Annotated in this window: 16 protein-coding genes; 3 read left to right on the top strand and 13 right to left on the bottom strand. The window is 64.1% G+C overall.

Annotated elements, in window-relative coordinates:
- Positions 1-43: 43 nt before the first annotated feature.
- Both JSS27_01680 and JSS27_01675 read right to left on the bottom strand, forming a co-directional pair.
- Positions 44-307 (bottom strand): hypothetical protein, encoded by a 264-nt coding sequence (locus tag JSS27_01680; GenBank protein MBS0207641.1) that lies wholly within the window; start codon positions 305-307, stop codon positions 44-46.
- A gap of 269 nt (positions 308-576) precedes the next feature.
- Positions 577-951, bottom strand: coding sequence for a PilZ domain-containing protein (locus tag JSS27_01675; GenBank protein ID MBS0207640.1), 375 nt, complete (start codon positions 949-951; stop codon positions 577-579).
- Between the two features lie 498 nt (positions 952-1449).
- Here JSS27_01675 and JSS27_01670 point away from each other — a divergent pair, with 498 nt between their 5' ends.
- Positions 1450-2061 carry a nicotinate-nucleotide adenylyltransferase gene (locus JSS27_01670; protein MBS0207639.1) on the top strand — a complete coding sequence of 204 codons (612 nt, stop codon included), beginning with the start codon at positions 1450-1452 and terminating at the stop codon, positions 2059-2061.
- A gap of 268 nt (positions 2062-2329) precedes the next feature.
- Here the strand turns inward: JSS27_01670 and JSS27_01665 are convergent, their stop codons facing one another.
- Both JSS27_01665 and nadA read right to left on the bottom strand, forming a co-directional pair.
- Positions 2330-2815 carry a response regulator gene (locus JSS27_01665; protein MBS0207638.1) on the bottom strand — a complete coding sequence of 162 codons (486 nt, stop codon included), beginning with the start codon at positions 2813-2815 and terminating at the stop codon, positions 2330-2332.
- A gap of 150 nt (positions 2816-2965) precedes the next feature.
- Positions 2966-4111: a quinolinate synthase NadA gene (nadA, locus tag JSS27_01660; GenBank protein ID MBS0207637.1), complete on the bottom strand. Its 1146-nt coding sequence runs from the start codon at positions 4109-4111 to the stop codon at positions 2966-2968.
- 948 nt (positions 4112-5059) lie between these two features.
- Between nadA and JSS27_01655 the strand changes: the two genes are divergently transcribed.
- Both JSS27_01655 and JSS27_01650 read left to right on the top strand, forming a co-directional pair.
- The gene (locus tag JSS27_01655) at positions 5060-5443 is read left to right on the top strand and encodes a FliM/FliN family flagellar motor switch protein (GenBank protein ID MBS0207636.1); all 384 of its coding nucleotides are present in this window, start codon (positions 5060-5062) and stop codon (positions 5441-5443) included.
- A gap of 265 nt (positions 5444-5708) precedes the next feature.
- Positions 5709-8561, top strand: a complete 2853-nt coding sequence (locus JSS27_01650) for an Hsp70 family protein (GenBank protein MBS0207635.1) — start codon at positions 5709-5711, stop codon at positions 8559-8561.
- A gap of 106 nt (positions 8562-8667) precedes the next feature.
- Here the strand turns inward: JSS27_01650 and JSS27_01645 are convergent, their stop codons facing one another.
- From JSS27_01645 to JSS27_01605, 9 genes are all read right to left on the bottom strand, one after another.
- Complete coding sequence (locus JSS27_01645) at positions 8668-10875, bottom strand: penicillin acylase family protein (protein MBS0207634.1); 2208 nt, start codon at positions 10873-10875, stop codon at positions 8668-8670.
- Positions 10876-11510: 635 nt separating this feature from the next.
- Positions 11511-12611 (bottom strand): type III polyketide synthase, encoded by a 1101-nt coding sequence (locus JSS27_01640; protein ID MBS0207633.1) that lies wholly within the window; start codon positions 12609-12611, stop codon positions 11511-11513.
- A 134-nt stretch (positions 12612-12745) separates the two neighbouring features.
- Positions 12746-12955, bottom strand: coding sequence for a hypothetical protein (locus JSS27_01635; protein MBS0207632.1), 210 nt, complete (start codon positions 12953-12955; stop codon positions 12746-12748).
- Positions 12955-15291 carry an MMPL family transporter gene (locus JSS27_01630; GenBank protein MBS0207631.1) on the bottom strand — a complete coding sequence of 779 codons (2337 nt, stop codon included), beginning with the start codon at positions 15289-15291 and terminating at the stop codon, positions 12955-12957. The genes JSS27_01635 and JSS27_01630 overlap by 1 nt, the downstream gene beginning before the upstream one ends.
- A 252-nt stretch (positions 15292-15543) precedes the next feature.
- Entirely contained in the window at positions 15544-16284 is a 741-nt protein-coding gene (lptB, locus tag JSS27_01625; GenBank protein ID MBS0207630.1) for an LPS export ABC transporter ATP-binding protein, read from the bottom strand.
- 108 nt (positions 16285-16392) lie between these two features.
- Entirely contained in the window at positions 16393-18222 is a 1830-nt protein-coding gene (locus tag JSS27_01620; protein MBS0207629.1) for a hypothetical protein, read from the bottom strand.
- Positions 18209-19606, bottom strand: a complete 1398-nt coding sequence (locus JSS27_01615) for a hypothetical protein (protein MBS0207628.1) — start codon at positions 19604-19606, stop codon at positions 18209-18211. Before JSS27_01615 ends, JSS27_01620 begins: the two co-directional genes overlap by 14 nt.
- Positions 19603-21039, bottom strand: coding sequence for a bifunctional heptose 7-phosphate kinase/heptose 1-phosphate adenyltransferase (locus tag JSS27_01610; protein ID MBS0207627.1), 1437 nt, complete (start codon positions 21037-21039; stop codon positions 19603-19605). Before JSS27_01610 ends, JSS27_01615 begins: the two co-directional genes overlap by 4 nt.
- Before the next feature lie 113 nt (positions 21040-21152).
- Entirely contained in the window at positions 21153-23339 is a 2187-nt protein-coding gene (locus JSS27_01605) for a protein kinase (protein MBS0207626.1), read from the bottom strand.
- Between the last annotated feature and the right edge of the window lie 116 nt (positions 23340-23455).

Raw genomic sequence — 23455 nt, 5'->3', positions numbered from 1 at the left:
GGGTCAATGACCGGGGGCGCTCGACCTTCCCATTCGCCAGCCGTTATTTCTCTTTGGCCAGCAGCTCTTCGACCAGCTTGGCCAACAGTGCCGGGTTGTCGGCCTTTTTCAGGTGCTCGATCCGCGAAGCCGGCACCTTCAGCTTCTCGAGCGCGCCGACGATCCGTTCCCAGACCTTGGCCCGCGACTTCCCCTCGGCCAGGTACAATTCGCCGACCAGTTCCTGCAACCGCTGCATCGACACGGCGTCGATGTTCTTGTAGTAGTTGCGGATGATGCTTTCTTGATATTTCGAGCGTTCGGCCATGGGAAAAAAGTTGCTAGTTGCTGGTTGCGAGTTGCTAGAAGGTCAGTTGTCTGTGGTCCGTTGTCAGTGGTAGCAATGCGCTAGTGGCGCTGTCCTTTACAACGGACCACGGACTACTGACAACGGACGGCCGATAGTTTAATCGGCTCTGGCCCAGGTGCCTATCCAGTCGATTGCCAGCTAGCAGAATTGTCAGTTGTCCGTTGCCTAAGACAACTCGCCTCACGCTAAAGTCCGCAGCGTGCTTGCTACAACGGACCACGGACCAACTACGCCATCACTCGGCCGAGGAAGCGGCAGCCGATGAGAAAGAGCGGCCCCTCGTTCGATTCGGCCGGCCGGCTGTGAGCGACGGCGGCCGTCAGATGGATCGACTGCGAGCTGGTGGCCAGGGCCACGACCAGCCGGTCGAAGTCGGGCAATTCGGCGAGATAGAACGAGAACCCGCCGGTCGACAAATCCTGGCACTGTACCGGTCGGAAGTCTTCGCGCTTGGGGAGCACCCCCTGACGATACGGCGCGATCAGCTGCACCGTCGGATAGCTCTGGCGCAGCCGGTTGCGACGCTCGTCACCCTTGGCTTGGTGCGTCAGCTCGTAGACCATCGAAAACAACTGCGCGTCGGGCACCGTGGTTGCGGTCATCGTCAGATCCAGTCGTCGGTTCAGGCAGGCGTTGCGTGGGCGCAGGAAATAACGCCCCTAACTTCCGTACCTTATACCCGGGCCGTTGGCAACCAGATCGGCGTCGAAATGCGAGGGAAGAGAACCGCCCGGCGGGCCGCAATTCACGGCCGGTATCGAGGGGCGGGTGACTATGCTACAACAGCCGGCGCGTTATACGGCCGGTAACGATTGTGCCGGCCAACGTGAATCAGGGGTGGCCCAGCCGCTCGCCGGCTGGGTTGCGCAGCAACAAGAAGAACATTGCGGTCAGACCGTCGGGCCACATACAAAACACCTCTCGTCGCGCGAGCACAGAGCTTTCTTGTCGCTAGCGCGACCCGGCCGCAAGCGGCCAGGCCACCCGAGGGCTTGTGACTCGTAGGGTACGCACCCCGTGCGTACCGAAGCGGCTAGCGACACAGGAACAGGTACGCACGGGGTGCGTACCCTACGTTGTAACCACCGTCTGAATTGACTATGCGACTAGGAATCTACGGCGGGTCGTTCGATCCGGTTCACTACGGGCATCTGCTCTTGGCCGAAAGCTGCCGCGAGGCGCTCGGGCTCGAGCAGCTCTGGTTCGTGCCAGCCGCTGTCTCGCCGCACAAAACCCATTGCGCCGCCACGCCGGCCGAAGCGCGGTACGAAATGCTGCAACTCGCGCTCTCCGGACACGCCTCGTTTCGCGCCAGCCGGCTGGAGATCGATCGCGGCGGCGTCAGCTATACGGTCGATACCCTGCGCGAGGTCCGCGCGGCGCAAGCGGACGTCGAGTTATACGTGCTGGCCGGGGCCGACACCTGGCGCGACTTGCCGACCTGGCGCGAGCCGCAGGAGATTTGCCGACTGGCGTCGCTGGTGGCCGTGGGTCGGCCAGGGAGCGACGGCATCGCGGCTAACACTTTGGCCGCGGCGCTAAGCTTGTCGGCCAGCGAGGTCCGGCTGCTCAACGTCACCATGCCCCAGATCGAACTCAGCAGCACCGACCTGCGCGAGCGCGTGGCCGCCGGCCGGAGCATTTGCTACCGCACCCCGCGCGCGGTCGAGCAGTACATCGCAACCCACGGGCTGTACCGGGCGGGGGATTAGCCACGGAGGCACAGTGACACGGAGTTCAGCACGGAGGAAAATTAAGGGGGAAGTGATGAGTGCGGAATGATGAGTGATGAATGAGGGAAAAGACGAGCGGTGATTTCTCGTATGTTACGCTGGCAAAAACGCTTGGCGGTTTAGCCGCAGGGCCATAGGCCCGCGCGCTCTGCCTCAACATTCATCACTCATCATTCCGCAATCATCACTCTGAATTGCCACTCGTTGTCACCCACGTTGCGGCCCCAGCGAATCACCAGCGGCTCGCCTATTTCGGCGGGCCCGACTCGTCTTCCATCCCTTCGATGTACCGGCGCAGGCGTTCCACCTCGTCAGACACGTGATGCAGGCGGAGCATGTTCTGCACCCGCTTGGTCAGTTCGAGCTTGTTGACCGGCTTGCTCAGAAAGTCGTCGGTTCCGGCGTTGACGGCCCGCTCGATGTCGCCGATCTCGTTCAACGCCGTGACCATCAAGATCATAATCTTCCGCGTCTTGGGATCATCCTTGAGCTTCTTACAGACCTCGAAGCCTGACAGCTTGGGCATCATGATGTCCAGCAAGATCAGGTCGGGCTGAAACGAAGCGACCTTGTCGAGCGTATCGCGGCCGTCGACGGCGATGCCGATTTCGCATTCGACGTCGGCCAGGAAGACTTCCAGCAGTTCGACATTGGTCGGATTGTCGTCCGCGATCAATATCCGGCTTTTGCGCGGCGACTTGGCGGCGGCAGGAGCGGCGGTCGGTCGGGCCATGACGCGTCGTCTTTCGGTGTCTTGAATATCGGTGTCTTGAATATCGATGTCTTGAATATCGATGTCTTGAATCGTGGCAATCATCAGCAAGCGGCTCGCGGCAGCGCCGCGCGCCCTACCTTCTCGGCGCTCGTCATCACAACGCGACGGCTATTTTACTTCCAGCATTCGTTCCAGGGCCGTCAGCGCCCAATGGGCGGTGTCGTCGTCGACCCGGATGATGTTCACCGGCGTACCGGCCGCCAGATTCTCTAGCGCCCAGCACAAATGGGCCAGATCAATCCGGTACATCGTGGCGCACATACAGACCACCGGCGACAAAAAGTGAATTTCCTGCTCGGGGTGTTCCTGCTTAAGCCGGTTCACCAGGTGCAGTTCCGTGCCGATCGCCCACTTGGTCCCCGGCGGGGCCGTTTCGACCTCGCGGATGATCTTGCCCGTCGAGCCGAATACGTCGGCCTTGGCCACCACCTCGCGCGTACACTCGGGATGGACCAGAATCTTGATCCCCGGCACCCGGGCCCGGAACTGGTCGACATGTTCCGGACGGAACATCGCGTGGACGCTGCAATGCCCTTGCCACAGCAGCACCCGGCTTTGCGCGATCGCTTCGGCCGAGTTGCCCCCCAGGCTGTCGGCATGTGGATTCCAGACCGGCATCTCGCTGATTGGAATACCCATCGCCAGCGACGTGTTCCGCCCCAGGTGCTGGTCCGGGAAGAACAACACCCGTTTGCGGCGCGCGAATGCCCACTTGAGCACCGCCGTGGCATTGCTCGACGTGCAGACAATGCCGCCGTGCCGACCGCAAAAGGCTTTCAGGCTGGCAGCCGAGTTGATATACGTGACCGGGGTGATTTCGCTGGCGTCGATCACTTCGCCCAGCTCGGCCCAGCAGCTTTCCACCTGGTCGATCATGGCCATGTCGGCCATCGAGCAGCCGGCCGCCATGTCGGGCAGCACGACGGTCACCCGCTCGCCGCCGCGCTGGGCCAGGCGCTCGGGGCGGTTGGCCAGAACGTCAGCCGTCTCGGCCATGAAGTGGACGCCACAAAACGCGATGGCACGGCACTCGGTGCTGGCAGCGGCCATCTGGCTGAGCTGATAGCTATCGCCGCGCAGGTCCGCGTGCGCAATCACCTCGTCCTGCTGGTAATGGTGCCCCAGAACCAGCAGCCGCTTGCCCAGGCGCCGCCGAACGGCCTGAATGCGTTCGGCCAGGGTGGCGTTGTCGAGCGATTTGTAGGGGGCCAACTCGTGCTCAGGGCTCGAGGTGATCGGCAGGGTAATGCTCATCGCGTGATAGCTGACGTAAGGTCGGTTGGGGCAAGATTCGCCTGCACGGTCTTAGTTGAAGCACGGTGCTAGCTGAAAACTGGCCTAGGCGTTGGCCGCGAATCAGTCAATTATATCGGGCCAACCGGTCCGGCTCCACTGGGGCACAAACTGATCCCAGAGCGCCGTTAATCGGTGGCAAGTAAGCGGATAAGACCAACCACGACGACACAATGAAGTAAAAAGGCAATTTGAACCGCAAAGGCGCAAAGCCCGCCAAGGAAGCCCAAGAAATTTGAATCGCAGAGGACACTGAATAGCGCCGAAAGAATACCCAAGAAGTCACTTCTGCGCACTCTATGATTCAAAATGTCTGTGTTGTTTTCTTTGCGCCCTTTGCGTCTTTGCGGTTCAACAAGTTTGCTTGCCCCTTTAGTTCACTCCTGATTCAGTAACGCCTAGAAATAGCACTTCATGTCGCAACTGACTGCGCAACATGCCGAAGCGATTACCACGGCTTGCCGCGAGGCAAGCGGCGAGATCGCTGCCGGCCTGTCGCGCACCTTTGAACAGCCGTTTGAAGTGTCGGTCGGCGAGTTGGCACCCTTACAACTCGAAGCGCTGCCGACCGGTTGCCAATGGCCCGGCTTGCTCGTCACCGGAGAAGTCGGGGCGCAGGGGGTGGCGCTGCTACTGAGCGAAGCGACGGGCTTGTTGCCCGGCTGGTACGCTGAGCCTGACGTAACTGGCCGCAGCAAGCTCGACACGTTGGCGCAAGAGCTGACGATGCTCACCCTGCCCAGCGACGTGATGGCCGATCGGCCCACGGCGCGGCGCGTGGCGCGATTGGACGAAGCGCTGGCAGCGGGCCAGCCTGCGGCTGACGCACAAGTGCTTAGCTTGAATCTGACGGCCGACGGCAAGTCGACGTCACTCTATCTGGTGTGGCCGCTGGCCAATGTCGACGCGATGTATCCGGTGGCTGCGCCCCAGCCTACAGCCCCGGCTGCCGGCACGGTGGGGGCCAACGTGGCAGCCGCGCCCGCCGCAATCGACTACAGCGATCTGAACCAGGTGCCGCCGTACACTAAGAATCTGCTTCGCATCCGCTTGCCGGTGCAAGTGACCCTGGCGTCGAAGCGGCAGCCGATCAGCCGGATTCTCGACCTTGGCCCCGGCGTGATCATTCAGTTCAGCAAGTCGTGCGAAGAAATGCTGGCGCTCGAAGTAGCCGGCCAGCCGATCGCCGAAGGGGAACCGGTCAAAGTCGGCGACAAGTTCGGCCTCCGCATCACCAGCGTCACAGTGCCGAAAGAGCACTTCAAGGCGATTGGGAAGAAGAGGACGGAGTAGCGATTAGCCACTAGCAATTAGCGATTAGATAGGAGACCCTTCCTCTGGCAAATTGCTAACCGCTAATCGCTCTGCCAACCAAACATTCTCCCCTCGCGGCGCGTCATGCTTTTGGCCTCACTCTCTTTTCTCATTCCCCTCCGTGTCGTACTCCGTGCCTCAGTGCCTCCGTGGCTAGTATTTCCCTCGCACCGGCCCGGCTGGCTAAAGTGACCCTGAATCGCTAGGCTCAGTGCAACTTCTCTGTTCGGGAACTTGCACCACCGTGGCCAGCGAAACTTCCGAGACCCCCTCTGCCAGCCGATACGTCGTCGGCATCGACCTGGGCACGACCAACAGCGCGCTGGCCTACGTCGACACACAGTCGTCGTCGACGGACGTGCGCGATTTTCCGATCGCGCAGCTAGTCGCGCCCGGCACCGTCGAAACCCGGGACACGCTCCCCTCGTTTCATTATGAACCGGCGACGGGCGAGTTGCCGCCGCACGCCCTCAAGCTTCCTTGGGGTGAGCCCGAGGCCGGCTACGCGGTCGGCATTTGGGCTCGCGAGCACGGGGGCGAAGTCCCCAGCCGGCTCGTCCAGTCGGCCAAATCGTGGCTCTGTCACTCGGGGGTCGATCGGCTGGCCGAGCTATTGCCCTGGCACGCCGCCCCCGATGCCACGCGACTGTCGCCGGTCGAGGCGAGCGCCCGATACTTGGCTCACTTGCGCGGTGCCTGGAACCAGGCCCATGCGGACGCGCCGCTGGAACAACAAGACGTTGTTCTGACCTTGCCGGCGTCGTTCGACGAAGTGGCTCGCGAACTGACCGTCAAGGCGGCGGCCCGAGCGGGCTTGCCGCGCGTGGTGCTGATCGAAGAGCCGCAGGCCGCGTTCTACGCCTGGCTGGCCACCCAAGGAGACCAGTGGCAGCCGGTCGTCGAAGCGGGGCAGAAGATTCTGATCTGTGATATCGGCGGCGGCACGAGCGACTTTACCCTTCTACGGGTACGACGCCAGTCGGACGGCAAGCTGCAATTTCACCGCGTGGCCGTCGGCGAGCATTTACTGTTGGGCGGCGACAACCTCGACTTGGCGCTTGCCCATCACATCGAGCGCCGGCTTGGTGGCGATGGCAAGCTGGAACCGCGAGCGTGGGGCATGCTGGTGCAAGCCTCGCGCCGGGCCAAGGAAACGCTCCTGTCGGCCGGGGCGCCCGAGACGCTGACCGTCAACATTCGCAGCGGCGGCTCGCGGCTGATCGGCGGCTCGCGACAAGTCGAGCTCACCTGCGACGAGGTCGAGCAACTGATCTTCGAGGGCTTCTTGCCTCAGGTCGAGTTGAATGCCCAGCCGGTCGCGCGCCGCTCGGGCTTTCAAGAGTTCGGGTTGCCCTACGCGCCCGATGCCGCCATGACTCGATACTTGGCGGCCTTCTTGAGCGCCCATCGCCACGCCGGCGATGGGCCGGGCGCAACGGCCACCGACGTCGATCCCGCGCGCCCGGCGATCGTGCTGTTCAATGGCGGGTTCTTCGCCTCGCCGGCGTTACAGCGGCGGTTGCTCGATGTGCTAGGCAGTTGGTTCAACAGGCCCGGGCAGCCACACTGGGAACCGGCGGTCCTCGAAAACCGGCGGCTCGATCTGGCGGTGGCGCGCGGGGCCGCTTACTACGGGCTGGTCCGTCGCGGCGTCGGCGTGCGAATTGCCGCCGGCCTGGCGCGCAGCTACTACATCGGGCTGGCCGACGCCGCGGGGCGCCAGTCGGCCATGTGCGTCGCCCCCGCCGGCGTCGAGGAAGGACAAACAGTCGAACTGGCCGCGCAGCGCTTCCGGCTGGTCACTGGCGCGCCGGTCGAGTTCCCCCTGTTCGTATCGAGCACACGGCTCACCGATTCTCCTGGTGTGTTGTGCGAGATCGATCCCTTGCAAATGACTCCCTTGCCACCGATTCGTACGGTATTGCAGGCGGACAAGTCGCGTGGCGCGGCGGCCGGCGCGATCGAAGTCACTTTGGAATCGCAACTGACCGAGATCGGCACGCTCGAGCTTTGGTGTCGCGAGGTCGACGGTCCGCGGCGGTGGCGACTGCAATTCGACGTCCGCGCGGCCACGCAAACCGATCGTACCGGACACACCGGCGCGGGCGAGCAACAAGGACTGGTCGAACAATCGGCCATCGACACGTGCCACGCGATCGTCGCGCGCACCTTCGGCGGCGAGGCAAGCACGACCGGCGAGACGATTCCGCCCGAAAGCGTGGTGAAGCGCCTGGCCGAGGCACTCGACATGTCGCGGGCCGACTGGCCGCCGTCGCTGTTGCGCGCGCTGTGGAGCCTGGTGTTCGACGGCGAAGCCGGTCGACGCCGCGGCGCGCAGCACGAATCGCGCTGGCTGCACTTGCTGGGCTTCGCACTGCGGCCGGGCTATGGCATGGCCCTGGACGATTGGCGCGTCGGGCGGACGTACAAGTTGCTGCAACAGAAGCTCGCGTTCCCCAGCGCGCAAGGACGGGCCGAGTGGTGGATCCTCTGGCGCCGCCTGGCCGGCGGTCTGCTGGCCGGGCAACAGCGCGCCTTGGCCGAACCGGTGGTGGCCGAGTTGCGCGCCGCGGTTCGAGCGCGACAGCGCGGCCGGTCGATCGATTATCGCCCCGCGCCGCACGAAGGGGCCGAATGTTGGCGGGCGCTCGGCAGCTTTGAACTGCTGGACGCCGGCTGGAAGGAAGAACTCGGCGAGATCGCACTGCAACTGGCCAAGCATGAAAAGCAACCGGTGCTGCGCCAAGCGCAGGTCTGGGCCCTCGGCCGGCTGGGGGCGCGGCAACCGGTCTATGGCCCGCTGAATTGCACCCTTGCGCCCGACGTGGTCGAGCGATGGATCGGGGCGCTCGTTGACCTGCGCAGCCCGCCTGACTCGCTACCGCTGGCGTTGATGCAACTGGCCCGCAAGACCGATGACCGCTATCGCGACGTGTCGCCCAGCGCTCGAGACCGAGCGGCTAATGCACTGACCGAACTGAACGCGCCGGCCCACTTCATCGAGCTCGTGCGGCACGGCGGCCAATTGGCCGAAGCGGAACAAGGGCTGGTGTTCGGCGAAGCGCTTCCTCACGGGTTGCAGTTGGTAGGCGGGTGATTTTTTGTCAGTGGTCAGTGGTCCGTAGTCAGTTGTTGAAATACGCGAGTGGCGCGTCTCTTACAACTGACAACGGACCACGGACAACTGACCAACCGCGAGAGCTTCAATCACCCTCAGCGTGACCCCCCAGCCGCTTATACTCCCCTGCCAACCAGCGCGACAGATCACTCTTGTACCAGCGCGAGAGCCAGCTTTCGCTCGGCCCGCCGGGCAGGTTGGTGAACGCCTCGTCGGCCCCCAGGTCGGTGACAAAGTGATACGACGGCGCGAACGTCGTCTCGCGCCGGCCGGCCCTGAGCAAGTGCCCCTGGAACGGCGTGGCGTGACAGCCGCGCATGGGCAGATCGCTGGTGTGAAAGCCGAGCGCGCGCCCCACGAACTGGCTTTCAAAGTAACGATTCGTGATGCGGAAGGCGTTGGTCACGCCCCAGGCCTGGTCCGGCTCCACCTCAAGCGCCTCGGCCGCGCGGTGAATCAGCTCGCCTTTGTCGCGACCTTCCCACCAGAGGGAACGCTCCTGCTTGAGCATCCGGTCAATGTTCGTCACCACCATCATCGAAAAGCCAACGCGACTGATCAGATAGACCATCCGCCGCCAACCCAGCCCGCCGGTGCGCTCGGTGTCTTGCCCAAAGACCTCCACCAGCACGTTGCGGTACAGTCGCGCGAACAGGGTCGCTTCGAGACTTTCCGGGTCATATTGATAGTCCCAGGCGGCCAATCGATTGCGAGCTTCCCCCTCGGGCAAGTGGGGCAGGAAGACCGCCATCAGATCGCGGGCCTGGACGCTGAGCACGTCGTATTGCAGCGCTTGCATATCGGCCAACGTCGCTTGGGGCAGCTCCTTCAGCCGCTCGTCGATCCGCCGCTTGCGGTAATCGGTCAACGCCTGGGTGACCAGCGCAAAGTCGCCGGGGCAAGGGTTCTCGTTGGCCGTGGCCACGAACCCGGCGGGCGGGTCATAATCGCTGGGCAAATATTCGACCGGCAGCCAGCCCTGCCAATGGTTCGCTTCGTCCCAAGCGGCAATCGGCAGCACGCCAATCACGTGCTTCGGCCGGCGCGGAACCCAGCCGTTGGCTTGCCGGCCGATGTGCCCCTCGCCGTCGGCAAAGACCCACATCAGGCTTGGTTGCGGGCAGGTGCGAACCGCCATCATCGCGTCATGGACTTTGCGGCACTCGGTCAACCGCAGCCAGGTGGCCATTGACTCGCCCACCCCTTCCGAGGCGCCGGTCCAAGCCGTGCTCAGGTACAACCCCGGCTGTTCATGGCGCAGATCGACTTCGAGCGTCCCCTGCGGGCTTTCGAAGACGTCGACTTCGACCGGTGGGCCTTCCTTGCGGGCAATGATTTCGCGCCGGACGGTGAAGTCGCGCCACTCGCTGCCGCGCCGGTATTGCCAAATGCCATCCTGACGGCGGCAATCCTCGACAAAATAGTCGGAGGTGTCGGCCTTGAAGTACGTGACGCCCCAGGCCAACTCGGGATTGCGCCCCACCGCAAATAACGGGCAACCGGGCAGCGTGGCCCCCATCAGGTATTCATCGCCCCAGCGCAGGACCGCTTCGTACCAGATGGCTGGCAGACGGTTGACTTCCAAGTGCGGGTCCGACGCCAACAGCGCGTGTCCCGACGCGCTGCGCGACGGCGCCACGGCCCAGGCGTTGCTGCCAATCAGGCGCGGCAAGTCGGTAATCAGTTCGAGCGACGAGTTTGACAGCCGGCTTCCCAAGCGAATCTGCCGCAGCATGTCGAAGTCGGCGTGGTCCAACACCGGCGCGAACATCTCGGTCAGCAAATCGCGCCGCACGCCGACTTGAATCAGCTCGGCCAACAAGCGCTCGTTCTGTTGCTGGCTGACGACCAGACCGTTGTAGTTCAGCAAGTTGCCGACCAGCAGAATCGCTTGCTGGTCCCAGGGGCTGGGCTGGAACCCCGTGGCCCACATCGGCAGCGAGCGACCGGCCTGCTTCATGCCGTCGTTTACCCCTTCGCAGTAAGCGGTCATCTGGGCAAAGGCCAGGTCGTCGAGCCGGCGGACTTCTTGCTCCAGGTTCAGGTACAACCCGGCGCGGCGAAAGAAGGTATCGGTCTCGACCAGTTCGGGCGAGTCGGCGATCAACTCGGCGCCGCGCCCTTGGGCGATGGTGCGGGCGAAGAGCATCTGGGTCGGCCGGTCAAAGGCGTGCAGATAGCCCAGGCCGTACAGCGCCGACTGAAACGAGTCGGCGGTGATGTGCGGGACGCCCGCCTCGTCACGAGCCGCGGTGACTCGCCGTCGCGCGAACTTGAGGGTGAGCGGCTTCATGGTGCGGACCAATAGCGAGCGTCACGCGCGGAGCGCTGAGACCAAGCCGGCGACTCGGTCGCCGGTGACGCGGGCGGCAGAGCCGCCGGCTTGGTAAAACGAACCGTGGCGGCCAGATGGCATTACTTGCGTCAGTCAGGATGGACCGACGCAACGGCCGAGCAGCGGTGGGACAGCTTACTTGCGATGGCGGATGCGAGCCCGCATGCGGCGCTTCTTGCGACCTACCTTACGACGTCCCTTGCCGGTTTGCTTAACTCCCACAATCTTCTCCTCGGATGACGAACGATGTACGGAATGGCTGGCGCCCGCGCCGCGCGAGCCGCCAAGAGCCCGAGCATTGTAAAAGCCGAGTGATTGAGTCGTCAACCTGAGGTGCCGGGCACAGGAAGTGGCACGCTACAGATTGACAATGTCTCGACAGGCCACGCCCCTCACCGAGCGAGCGCTAGCCCTTCTCCCCTTGGGAGAAGGTGGCCGATAGGCCGGATGAGGGTCAATGTCGATCGGCTGCAGCGCGTCGCATCGGGCCGCGTGGACCCTCATCCGTCGGCTGCGCCGCCACCTTCTCCCCCGGGGAGAAGGGCTGCAAGCCATCTCGCACGCGATTGCGTCCTTGGCGCGATGCCGAGGCGCTACACAAACAACGCCGCTTCGGCCATCAGGCCGGGGCCGAAGCCCAGCGCCACGCACGGGCGCGGGGCGTTCCGCTGGCGCAAGCGATCCAGAATGAACAGCACGGTCGCCGACGACATGTTGCCGAACTCGCTCAACACCTCGCGCGACGTGCCGGTCGCCTCGGCATTCAACGCCAGACTCTCTTCGACCGCGGTTAAGATGCGCGGCCCGCCCGGGTGAACCGCCCACGAACCGATGTCGTCGAGCCCAAACCCGTGGCTGTCGAGCCAGGCGCTCATCCAGGGGCGCAAATGCTGGCCGATCAGGTCGGGGATTTTCGGCGACAAGACCATTTCAAAGCCGTGGTCGCCGATCTGCCAATTCATCGCGTCGGTCGATTCCGGGACCAGGCACGAACCGCACCCTTTCACGCGCCAGGGGGCGTCGCTCTGCGGCGCGGCGCCCAGCACCATCGCGGCGGCGCCGTCGGCAAAAATGGCGTTGCCGACGCAGCGCGATGGATCCCAGACAAAGCTGTAGTGCAAGCTGCACAACTCGACCGAGCAGAGCAGCACGCGGGCCGCCGGGTGGGCCGCCACAAGTCCTTGCGCCACGCGCAGCCCGTTGATCGAGCCGTGGCAACCCATGAACCCGACTTGCACGCGTTCGGTAGTTCGCTTCAGACCCAGTTGATCGATCAGGGCAATGTCAAAACCCGGCGCGGTGAAACCGGTGCAGGTCACGGTGATGACGTGGGTGATCGCCTCGGGGGCAACCTGGGCGGCTTCGAGAGCGCGCTGGCCGGCCGAGACCGCCAGTTCGTTCACGCCGCCGGCGTACATGGCCATCCGCTCGGCCGTGGTCGGCCCCAGATTCGGGGCGTCTTTCACCTGGGTCGGCGTGTTCGACCAGTCGAGCGCCCGCGTGTGGGGGACCACCGTGTGGCGGTTCTTCACGCCGGCGCGGCGATACAAGACTTTGAGCGCGGTGCGATTCTCGGGATCAGGACAGCAGACCTTTTCGGCCAACTCGGCAGCTTCGACCTGGCTCATCGTGTACGGCGGGTGCGCGGTGCCGATGCCCAGGATCTGAGTGCCAGCAAAGGGGGACGATTTCATCAGTGCTCTCAAGAAAAAACTTGTTTCCAGTAAACGAACCCGGGCCCCGCCCAGCGCTGCGGCTCAAGTTGCGTGAACGGTCGCGTCGGCGTGGGCCACGGCGACCGCTCGAAGTTATTAGTTGGCGTGCGCGGCTAACCTGCCGATCGATCGCCCGGCGGCGTCCCAACCAGGCGGTCGCAAACCGGCCACTGGCGTGTCGCCCGGGCGTGGCGCAGACCGGCGCGACGGACCAGCCGCTCCAGGTTGTTGACAATCGCCAACCGCGGCGCGGCGGCGGCCATCCGGCCGAGCAGCTCGACTGCCCGTCGGTCGTCCAAATGGTGCAAGAGCAGCGACGCCATCACTCGGAACTCAGCAAAGTTGGTTCCACGGCGGGGGACGAGTCCATGACCCGACGTCGCGGTCGAAAGAAGCGGCCGCAGGGGCCCAACAACAGGGCCGGCAGCACCACCAGGTCTCCGGCCAAAGCCAGCCAGAGCAAAATCAACATCATCACGGCGAATCGGCTGGTGGGCAAAAACGAACTGAGCGCAAAAACCAACACGCCGAAACCGCAGACAATCGTACTCTGAGTCATGGCCCCTGAACACTGACGAAACGCCAACTCGACCGATTTCGACGAAGAAAAACCCCGCTGCAGCCCCCGCTGGTAGAAGGTCAGGTAATGCAAGGTGCCGTCAATGGCCATGCCCAACGCCACGCTAGCGGTCATCACCGAGCCAATGTCCATCGGAAACGCCCACCAGCCCAGGAACCCGAACATCAGCACCATCGGGAACACATTGGGGATCATCGAGACCAAGCCGGCTAGAATGCCGCGCTCGACCAGCATCATCACCACCGTGATCGTGCCGAACGCGGTGAGAAAGCTGCTGAACAGATCGTTGAGCAAGGCGCGCTGCACCTCATGCACCAACGGCATCACGCCCGTGTAGCTGGCCGACAGCCCTTGCGCGCCGGCTTTCCGTCGCTCGGCCAGGGCCGGCTCGACCACGGCATGAACTTCGTCCAGAAAATTGCCGTAGTCCAGGTTCTTGAGCGCGCTGACCCGCGCCGTGATCCGCCAGGTTTCCCCTTCATCGCCACGATGCAAGTAGCGGAGTTTGAACAACTCGTCGACGTGCCGTTCGATCGCGCGGCGCATGACCGTGCGACGGGCGACTTGCTGGGCCCCGCCCGACGTGGACAGCTCGGGCAGGAACGTCACCGCCGACATTGTCCCGCCCACCTCAGGCATCTTCTGCAATTGCTCGGTCAGGCCGCGCACCAGTTCGGCCCGGTCCAGAATATTCAACTGGCACGACGGGTCGAAACGGACCAGCATCTCGATCGGCACCAGGGGACCGATGTGCCGTTCGAGCCATTCGTAGTCGGTCAACACGCGATGCTTTGCGCCGAACAAGGTCTGAATTCGCACCGAGGTGACGATGTTCGGCACGCCAATCGTGGCCGCCACCATTAAGATCACCGACACCACCGTGATCGGGTTGGCCCACTGCTGCACGTGCCGATCGAGCGTCGGATGCGCCAGCGGCGGGTGAATGGCGTGAGGCGGTGCGTCGTGATGATCGATCAACGGCGTGATGTGGTTGGCCGATTCCTTGGCGCGCGACTCGGCCAGCGACGGCCAAATTTCAAACGCGCCAGGCAGCACCGCCAACAGCAACACAAACGTCAGCGACACGCCGAACGCGGCATACAAGCCGAACTGGCGAACCGGCAGCACGTCGCTGACCAGCAGCGACGCCATGCCCATTGCCGTCGTGCCGGCCGACAGCGCGCAGGGCAGCCAGCCGAGCGCGATCGCCCGCCGCGCCAGGTTATCGCGCCCACCGTGCTCGCGCGCGTCGTACAGGTAATTGACCAGGTGGATGCCCCCCGACACGCCGAGCACCAAGACCAGCGGCGGCATCACGATCAGCACGGCGTTCAACTTGTCGCCACAGAAGTGAATCAACGCCAGCGTGGCGAGCACGCAGTAGAGCGCGGTGCTGAACACCAGCAACTCGACCCGCAGCGAGCGCAAACACCACCAGCCGAGGGCCAGGATGATCAGCGCCGCCGGAATGGCGTAGTGCTCGAGCGATTGCTGGCTGGCCCGGTCGACGTTCACGCCATCGATGATCGGACCGGCCAGGTGCTGCTTGTCGCGCGGCACGCCACAATCATGCTCGAGCGTGCGCTGAATCAGCTCGACCGCTTCGGCTCGGTGATAGAGGCCGTTGTTGCTGAAGACGACAACCGCGCAACTTTTCAGCAAATCGGAACCTACCAGGGATCCACGCAACCGGCGCAGCACTTCAGCCCGCGGCAGCTTTAACGGCTCGCCGGTCAACTTGGCCAAGGTCCGGTTGCCGGCCAGAATTCGTTCGAACCAGGGTTCGGCCTCCTGGGGGTGGGCTTCGGGAGCGGCTTCCAGCTTGGCCACGAATGTTTCCAAGCGCGGATCGTCGACCGTACAGCCCTGCCACGCCACGATCGCCACGTCGCCACTCTCGAACGCCAAGCGGAACTGCTCGTATTGCCCGCGTGCCGGAAATGACAGGGGCATCCAATCGGCCGGCGAGTTCACCGCGTGTTGCGTAGCCTGCCAGGCCGCGGGCCCCAGCACCGGCAGCGCCAGGACCAATAGCACAAGCGTCACTCGGCAAATGCGGCTGGAAGACGTAGAGGCCATCAAAGCGATCGCTTGGAAAAGGAGTCGAGCTGAGCGATGCAAGGCAGTGTGTCGAACGCGCGAAGATCGCTCTATACACCGTCATTCCCGCCTGCGCGGGAATGACGGAATATACACGTTTGTCCCTCGGCCATAAACCGGCAGAATGAGCCACCGCGCCCAGTTGATTGCCTTCGGAGAGCGAGGAAGAAAGTTTCCGAGCAACAATGACTGGGGGGCACGCCCCAAGGCTTGCGCGTTATGCAAGACACATCACGCCGCGTGGGGCGTGACGGCGGTGTCCATCCCTTCGCCGAAGTAATACTTGCGGGCTTCAGGATGCTTGAGCACTTCGTCCGGCCGACCGTGGCACAAGACCTTGCCAGCCCGGATGACGTAGCTGCGGTCGGTGATTTGCAGCGTCTCGCGCACCTGGTGATCGGTAATCAGGATCGAGATGCCCGAGCTGCGCAGATTGCGAATAACGGTCTGGATGTTCGAGATCGTCACCGGGTCAATGCCGGTGAACGGCTCGTCGAGCAAGATCAACTTGGGGTTCGAGACCAGGCAGCGAGCGATCTCCAGCCGGCGGCGCTCGCCACCCGACAAACTCATGGCCAGCGATTTGCGCAGCCGGGTGATGTCGAACCGTTCGAGCAGCTCGTCGCAGCGGCGGCGGCATTCGGCCCGATCGGCCCCCAACATTTCCAGCATGCCGATCAGGTTTTTCTCGACCGTCAGCTTGCGGAACACGCTCGATTCTTGCGCCAGGTAGCCCATGCCCCCGTCGCGGGCGCGGCGATACATGGGCCAGCGCGTCACGTCGATGCCGCCCAAGATCACCTTGCCGGCGTCGGGTTCGACCATGCCGCACGCCATGCGAAAACTCGTTGTCTTGCCGGCGCCGTTGGGGCCGAGCAACCCGACGATTTCACCAGGCTCGACCGAGAAGGCAACGCCATCGACGACTCGGCGGCGTTTGTAGATTTTGACCAATCCGTGGACTTCAAGCATGCGATCCCTCGCGGAGCGAGGGAAGTTGCTGGTTGCTGGTTGCTGGTTGCTAGTAGAGGAGAAATGCCTCTCCTTCTAGCAACTAGCAACCAGCAACTCGCAACTCCCTCAATGCACAAACCTCATCTGTTTCACGTTCGGGGTGAACGGAAAGTAAATCGACGTGCCGGGAATGTAATCGAGCGCGTGCGGCCAATAGACGAACATCGCCTTGCCCACGTACAGCTCGCGGCGAACATAGTACTCGGGCTCCCCCTTAACGTCGGGGACCAGCCACATCCGGCCGTCGGAACTCTTGGGACTGTTGTCCCCCAAGGACAAGTAATCTTGCTCGGCCAGCGGGAAGTCGAGTTCCTCGATCGCGCCGCGGCCATTGTGGTCAAGCCGCGAGTGCTTGGTGTAGCAGAGGTCGCGCATCAGCCGTAGATGTCGCAACTCGGCCGCCAACCCACGCACGGCGACGGCGGCCGGTCGGCGATCACGATCGGTCGGCCCGCTCCAGGCCAACTCGTAGGCCGAGCCTTTGATTTCAATCGGCTTGGTGTCGATCCACAATAGCAATTGCGCGTCGACATTGGCCAGCATGATCCGATAGACGCCCGGCCCGCGGATGTTCGTCTGAACCGTGGGCTTCCAATCGGGGAGCGCGTCGCACGAGAGGGTCGCCTTGCCCGAGGGAATCTCGAACTGGCACTGCAAGGCGCGGCCCCCTTTGATCAGCTCGATTGTCGCGGTTCCCGTGCCCGACTTGATCGTCAATTCGCATTCGAGGGCCAAGTCGCCAACCCAGCGTTCACCGTAGTAGGGGCCAATCGAGCCTGGATCGGCGTCATAGGCGCAAAAATCGTACACCGGCGAGGGCTTCAGCTCGGCAAACTGGTCCTTGTAGTGGGCGCGCACGTCGTCCCGCAATTGCTTGCGCAGTTGCTCGCCCGCCACGCGATCGCCTGCGGCCACTTCTTGCTGGGCAATGCGCGTCGTAAGCTTTTCGTAGGCGTCGCGCAAGATCGGCCACATTCGGTCGTGGCCATCGCGATCTCCCTCGGTCGCCAGATGCGAGTAACGCAGCATCGTGGTCTCGGTCGCTTTGCCCGTGGTGGTGAACGTCCGCCCATCGGCCGACGTTTCCCACGAGCCAGCCGCCAGCGGCCCCTCGGGCAGCCAGCGCACCGGCGCACCCAGCGAGGCGTACTGATTCAGGCAGTGATCGTTGTCGAACACCGGTTGCAGCATGGCCACGACCTTGTCGGGCGGCTTGCGCTCGATCTGGAACGATTTGCCGTTGTCGCGCGAGGTATAAATGTCGCCGTGGCTGATCCGCAAGATTTCATTCGGCATGCCGACGACGCGCTTGATGAAGTTGATCCGCGCGCGATTCGGATACTTGAACACCGCCACGTCCCAGCGATCCAAGTCGCCGAGCATGTAGGGAAACTTCGAGACGGTGATCCGGTCCCCTTTGTAAGTGGGAGCGCAAAACTGCTCATCGAACGGTGAAGTAACCCGCGGAGGCCGCGGGAGGTTGTTCGGGGCGCCGCATTTCGGGCAACTGTAAACCGTCTCGGCGTCGGCCCCGGGAAAGACCTCGACCGTGTAATGCGCGTCCTTGTTCTGGCAGAGAATATCCTCGACCAGGAACGTAATCGGGAATCGGCAGTTCGGGCAGAAGCACTTCCGCATCGGGCCGTTCGCTTCTTCCGAAACTCCCACCTGAAACCCGAACTGGCACTGCGGGCAGGTCACTTCTTTGTGCATACCCAGCAGCGTGGGGGCCATTGACCCGGTCGGAATCACGAACGCCTCGACCAGGAATGTTCGCACCAGGAACGCCAGGATGATGGCGACGGCCAGGGTTTCGATCAGCTCGCGCACGCCGTCCTGGTTGTGGACCGGGGGCGCTTCGGGCTGGGTTGCGGTGGCGGCTTTATCTTTCGTCATAACCGCGAATATAGCGAATCCGCGAAATGGCCGGAACTTGAAAACGACGCCCCCACACGTCTCGCGACTCGAAGCCGCAAACCCAACTCGGGCAACCGATTATCGTGCTAGCGTAAACCGCCGGACCAAAGTCCCCATAACGGCTGTCGAACGAGAAGGGGCTGTTGTCCCCCAGCACGAAGTATTCGTCCACGTCCAGGTCGTAGGGCTCGTGAACGCCGGCCGCCGTCTCGGCGTAAGGGCCGTTCTCCAACTCGGGGGGGACGGTGTAATAGACATCGCGCCACATTTGCATGCCTGACACGCTCAGCTCCAAGCCATCGGCCGCCAGCGAGATTGACCGCCCCGGTAGCATGCCACCCCCGCGGCGAAAGAACGGGTACTCGACCGCAATCGCCCCGTCGATGTCGACCAGCCACTGTTGATCGACCAGCGAGACCGCCAACTGGTGCGGCCGTCCATCATTAAGCCGTTCGATCGGCCGGCTGGGAATTTCGATCTCGCCGCGCCGCGCCGCGGTTGTGCCGTCGTCGGCAATCGCCAGATCGAACTGATTTGAACCGTCGGTACTATGGATCAGCAACCGGCCATTGCCGCGCGCTTGAATCGTACACGTCAACAACACGTCGCCGACCAGGTGCGGCTCGCGCTCGTGCTCTGTCTGGTTATAGGCCAGCCGATCGTCGACCGGAACGCTGACCCTGGCCGCCGCCGGCAGACGCGAAGGCCGGGCGTGATGATACGTCAGCCAGTCGGGCTGACTCGGGGCGGCGTACTTCGCTTTCGACGCCGCAAACTCCCACCGCGCGTCACGGCGCGCCCAACAAGTGGCTTCTTGCTCGGGACGCCAGCGCAGCGACGTGGCCGGCTCGTCGGCCGGGCGTCGCGCGTCGTCGTACAGCAAGATCGCCATTGCCCGCTGCTGGGCTAGCGACTTGCGCTCGCGCTGGCCGTCGATGAACACGTCGCCGTCTTCAATGGCCACGCTCTCGCCCGGCAAGCCGACGATTCGTTTCAGCGCCAGTTGCTCGGCGCGCCGCGGCATGGCCAGCGCGACCATCCGCCAACGCTCCAGCTCGCGCCGCTCGATGCCGATCCGCTTGACAACCAGCAAATCCCCCACGGAAACCCGCAGGTCTTTATACTCGGCGTCGCGCAAACAGTTGAAGCACCACAACCGCTCGCCGACCGGGGGCGGCGCGTCGGCGTCGATGGCTGAGGCGAGTCCACAACTCGGGCAAGTATAATTGACGTGGCGCCCCAGCACGGCCGGGGCCATCGAACCAGTCGTCACCCGGCACGGCATCGCCAGCCACACGTTCGCCGCCAGGCAGGCGATCAGCGTCAGCACGAGCCCTTCAAGCGTGCGCCGCGGATGGGTCATTCGTCGGCCGCTTCCCGCAATTGCAGAATGTGTGTCGTGCTCAACCCCGGCATCAGCGGCACGGTGACCACTTGTCCGCCGCGCGATTTCACGAACTCGGCCCCGACGATCTCGCCGGCGTGATAGTCGGCCCCTTTGACCAGACAGTCGGGCTCAAGCTGGCGAATCAACGACTCGGGCGTCAGCTCGTTGAACACAACCACGATGTCAACACACGCCAAACCAGCCAACAGCGCGGCTCGATGCTCCACGAGCAGCACGGGACGGCCGGGGCCTTTGTTGCGCGTGACCGAGTCGTCGCTGTTCAAGCCGACGACCAGCAGGTCGCCATGCTGCCGCGCCCGTTCCAGACAGGCCAGGTGGCCAGCGTGCAGGATGTCGAAGCAACCGTTGGTGAACACCACGCGCTGACCGGCGCGGCGAGCGTCGCGCACGCGGTGGCGGGCGGCCTCGCGGTCAAGGACTTTCAGGCTGCGCCCGCTCCACGCGGTTTCAAGCTCCGCGCCGCGGACGATGTACGTGCCCGGCCGGCTGACGGCGATGCCCGCCGCGACAGTCGCCAGCCGGCACGCCGTGGCGATCTCCCATCCGGCGGCCAAGGCGGCGGCCAGCGTGGCCACCACCGTGTCGCCGGCGCCCGACACGTCGGCCACCGGGCGGACGTGCGCGGCGAAATGATGAACTTCCTGGCGCGAGACCAGCGTCATCCCCTCGGCCGCGCGCGTGACCAGCACGTAGTCAAAGAAGAACTGCCGGCACAAGTCGCGGGCCGCCTCGACGATTTCCGTTTCGCCAGCCAGGGGCCGGCCGACGGCTCGTTCGAGTTCCGCCAAGTTGGGTGTGATGAACGTCGCGCCACCGTACAGGCTGAAGTCGCGTTTCTTGGGATCAACCAGACAGAGAATCCCCTGCTCGCGGCACTGGTCGATGACGGCCCGCAGAACTTCTCGCGGCAAGGTTCCTTTTTCGTAATCCGCCAAAAGCACGATGTCGTGCTGCGACACCCGGCCGACCATCTCGCCCAGAGCTTCGATCGCCGATAGCTCCAATGCTTCGCGCACGCCGTCCTGATCGAGCCGGACCAATTGATGCCAGGCGTCGGCCAGCACCCGGGTCTTGCAGACGGTGGGCGAGTCGTGACAGACGTGCAAATGGGCATCGATCGGGCCATGCCCCACCAAGGTATCGCGCAGCAGATCGGCCTCGGGATCGTTCCCCACCACGCCGACCAGCGAAGCCCGGGCCCCCAGCGCGGCCAACGAGGCGGCCACGTTGGCGGCGCCGCCGGGGCAGTGGCGCTGGCCTTGCATCAAGACAACGGGAACCGGCGCTTCGGGAGACAGGCGTTTAACGTGCCCCGACACGTAGCGGTCGAGCATGCAGTCGCCAATGACCAGCGCGCGGACTCGGTTAAAAGCTTCCCACGTTTGCATGCCGGCTATTGTAGACTCGCCAGCGCACGGTGGCGAAGGGGTATGAGCAGACTGGCTTTTGCGAGGCACATGTTTCCGAGTGGCACACCCAGACTCCGTACGAGCTAGTGTCACTAGCCGCTTTCTTCTTGCGAGGTGCCGGTGGCGACCGTGCCCCCCGGGGCGATGATCGGGGCCTGGCTGCCGTACCACCACCGCGCCAAGCGGCGATTCAGCTTGCCGCGCGGCGATTGGTTCAACACGAACATCACGAAGAACCACAGCGCGCTCATCGCCAGCAGCGCCGTGCCAAACGCCCACAGCGACGTCATGGCCATGTCGTAGCCCAGCACGTGGGCCGGCTCGATCGCCGCTTCCAACCGCTCCTGGACGATCACCGCCATATCGGCGTCGCGAAACGCCGCGGGGCGCGCCGGAATGATCACTGGCTCGATCGCCGCCAGCCAACGCCCCGCGTAGTCGCCACCAACCGGGTCCAGATAATCATCCAGCGATGACAGGTCGGCCTCTTGGGGCAGGTCGCGCGGGCCATCGCGATTCGACAACTCGCGCAGCGTTTCGATCCGCGCCAAGATCCCGTCGGTCAAGTAGAACCGCGGCGGAAGCTGATCCTGATCGCGATACCGCTCCAGGAACGGATGCTCGATAATCTGGCCGCGCATGGGCGGTCGACTGTCATCGCCGCGCAAGTCGACCAACACCGTCACCAGGTTCCGCTCCCCCGGCGTCTCGGTCGGCAACTCGGCAAAGTCCCCCAACTCGACCTGCACGCCCAACACGCCCACGACGCGGCGTGCCGGATCGGCGGGGTCGTTCCAGATCGGCACGGTGATGGCGATCTCGCGCTCGCCGGTCGCTCGGCTGTTGAAGATGTGGGACCGGTGTGGGTAGGTGATCGGTTCGAGGCCGCGCGTCTCGGGAGGCAGGTCACGGCGCTGGCCATGAAAGTAGTCACGGAAGGCGAAGTTATGATCGATCGTCTTCGTGCTCAGCGGGCTCCGTGCCAACTGGGTGCCATCGGCCCCCATCACGAACCAGATATTTGCTTCCAGGTCAGACGAGTTCTCGTGCGTCGCCTCGATCAGCTTTTGCAGTTGCTGGCGCGGCGCGCCGTCGCGCGCTTGGCCGGCCGATTCGCTGACCAAGCGCGCCAGCTTCGGGCCCGCCGCCAGGTGTTCCAAGCGATACCAGCGGCGATCGATCTGCCGGGCCACGTTCTCGGCAGCCAGCCGCGACGCGAAGCGTTGCCCTTCCAAGGCTCGATCGACCAGCGTCGTTTCCGACAAGCCCACCGCCGTCGTCGCCTCGCGCCAAAAGAACAGTGCCACAATTACCAGCAGCAGCGCCGGCCCAATCGCCCCCAGCCACATCAACGGCCGCCGAGCCAACCGCGTGGCCCGGGCGTCGAGCGCCCCGAGCACCGCTTGCGGGTTGGCGAATCGCCGGCGCGGGTCGATCGTCAGGCAGTGGTCGATGATGTCGGCCAGCTCGCGATCGACGCCGGGTACGTGCCGATGCGCGGTCGGCCGCGGAGACGTCGACAACTGACGGACGTACTCGCTGAGTTGCGATTCGAGCGGGCCCGCCGTCGCGATGCGCTCGGCCGCCCCCGCGCTTCGGTACGGCGGCTCGCCGGTCAACAGACAATACAACAGCGCGCCGAGCGCATAGACGTCCCACCGCGCATCGGGCGCGGCGTGCAGGCTGGCCTGCTCCGGCGCCATGAAGAACAAGGTTCCCAGCGCCGGCGTCTGCTCATTCGACAAGCGCGACTGGCCAAAGTCGGCCAATCGCGGACGCATATCCTGGTCCAACAGCACGTTGGCCGGCTTCAGGTCACAATGCAAAATCCCCTTGCCGTGGGCATGGACCAGCCCCACCGCCAGGTCGCGAAACAACGCGATCGCTTCCTGGGCCGGCACCGGCCCGTCACGCAGCCGGTCGGCCAGCGAGCCATGCTCGCAGAACTCCATGATGTAATACGGGGGCTCGGCGTCCCAACCGACGTCGAGCAATTGGACCACGTAGCGATCGGCCGACAGGAAAGCCAGCTTCTCGACCTCGCGCGACAAGAAAGACCAGTCGAGCCCACCCCGGTGGGAATAGAACTTGATCGCCACGTGGCGGCGGGTGTTCTGCTCGATCGCCATCCAGACTTCGCCATAGGCGCCGGCCCCCAGGAACCGCTCGGGGACGTAGCCGCGCACTTCGGTCGGCGGCCCGCTGTGCGACAGGCTGCGCTGCTGCGCCTGGCGGCGTTCGTCCTCGGATAACGGCAGTGTGGGCGAGTCGGTGCTCATGCGGCTGCTGCACGAAAACGATGGCGGCGCGGCTCATGGCGCGAAGCAACCCCTTCATCTTACTCCGCGGCGCAAGAAAAAACCCCGGCTAGTCCGCGGGGACTGGCCGGGGCGGC

The organism is Planctomycetota bacterium, assembly GCA_018242585.1.
GTDB lineage: Bacteria > Planctomycetota > Planctomycetia > Pirellulales > PNKZ01 > JAFEBQ01.
The sequence above is the reverse complement of the archived record's forward strand: the minus strand, read 5'-3'. Positions and strand labels throughout refer to the sequence as shown.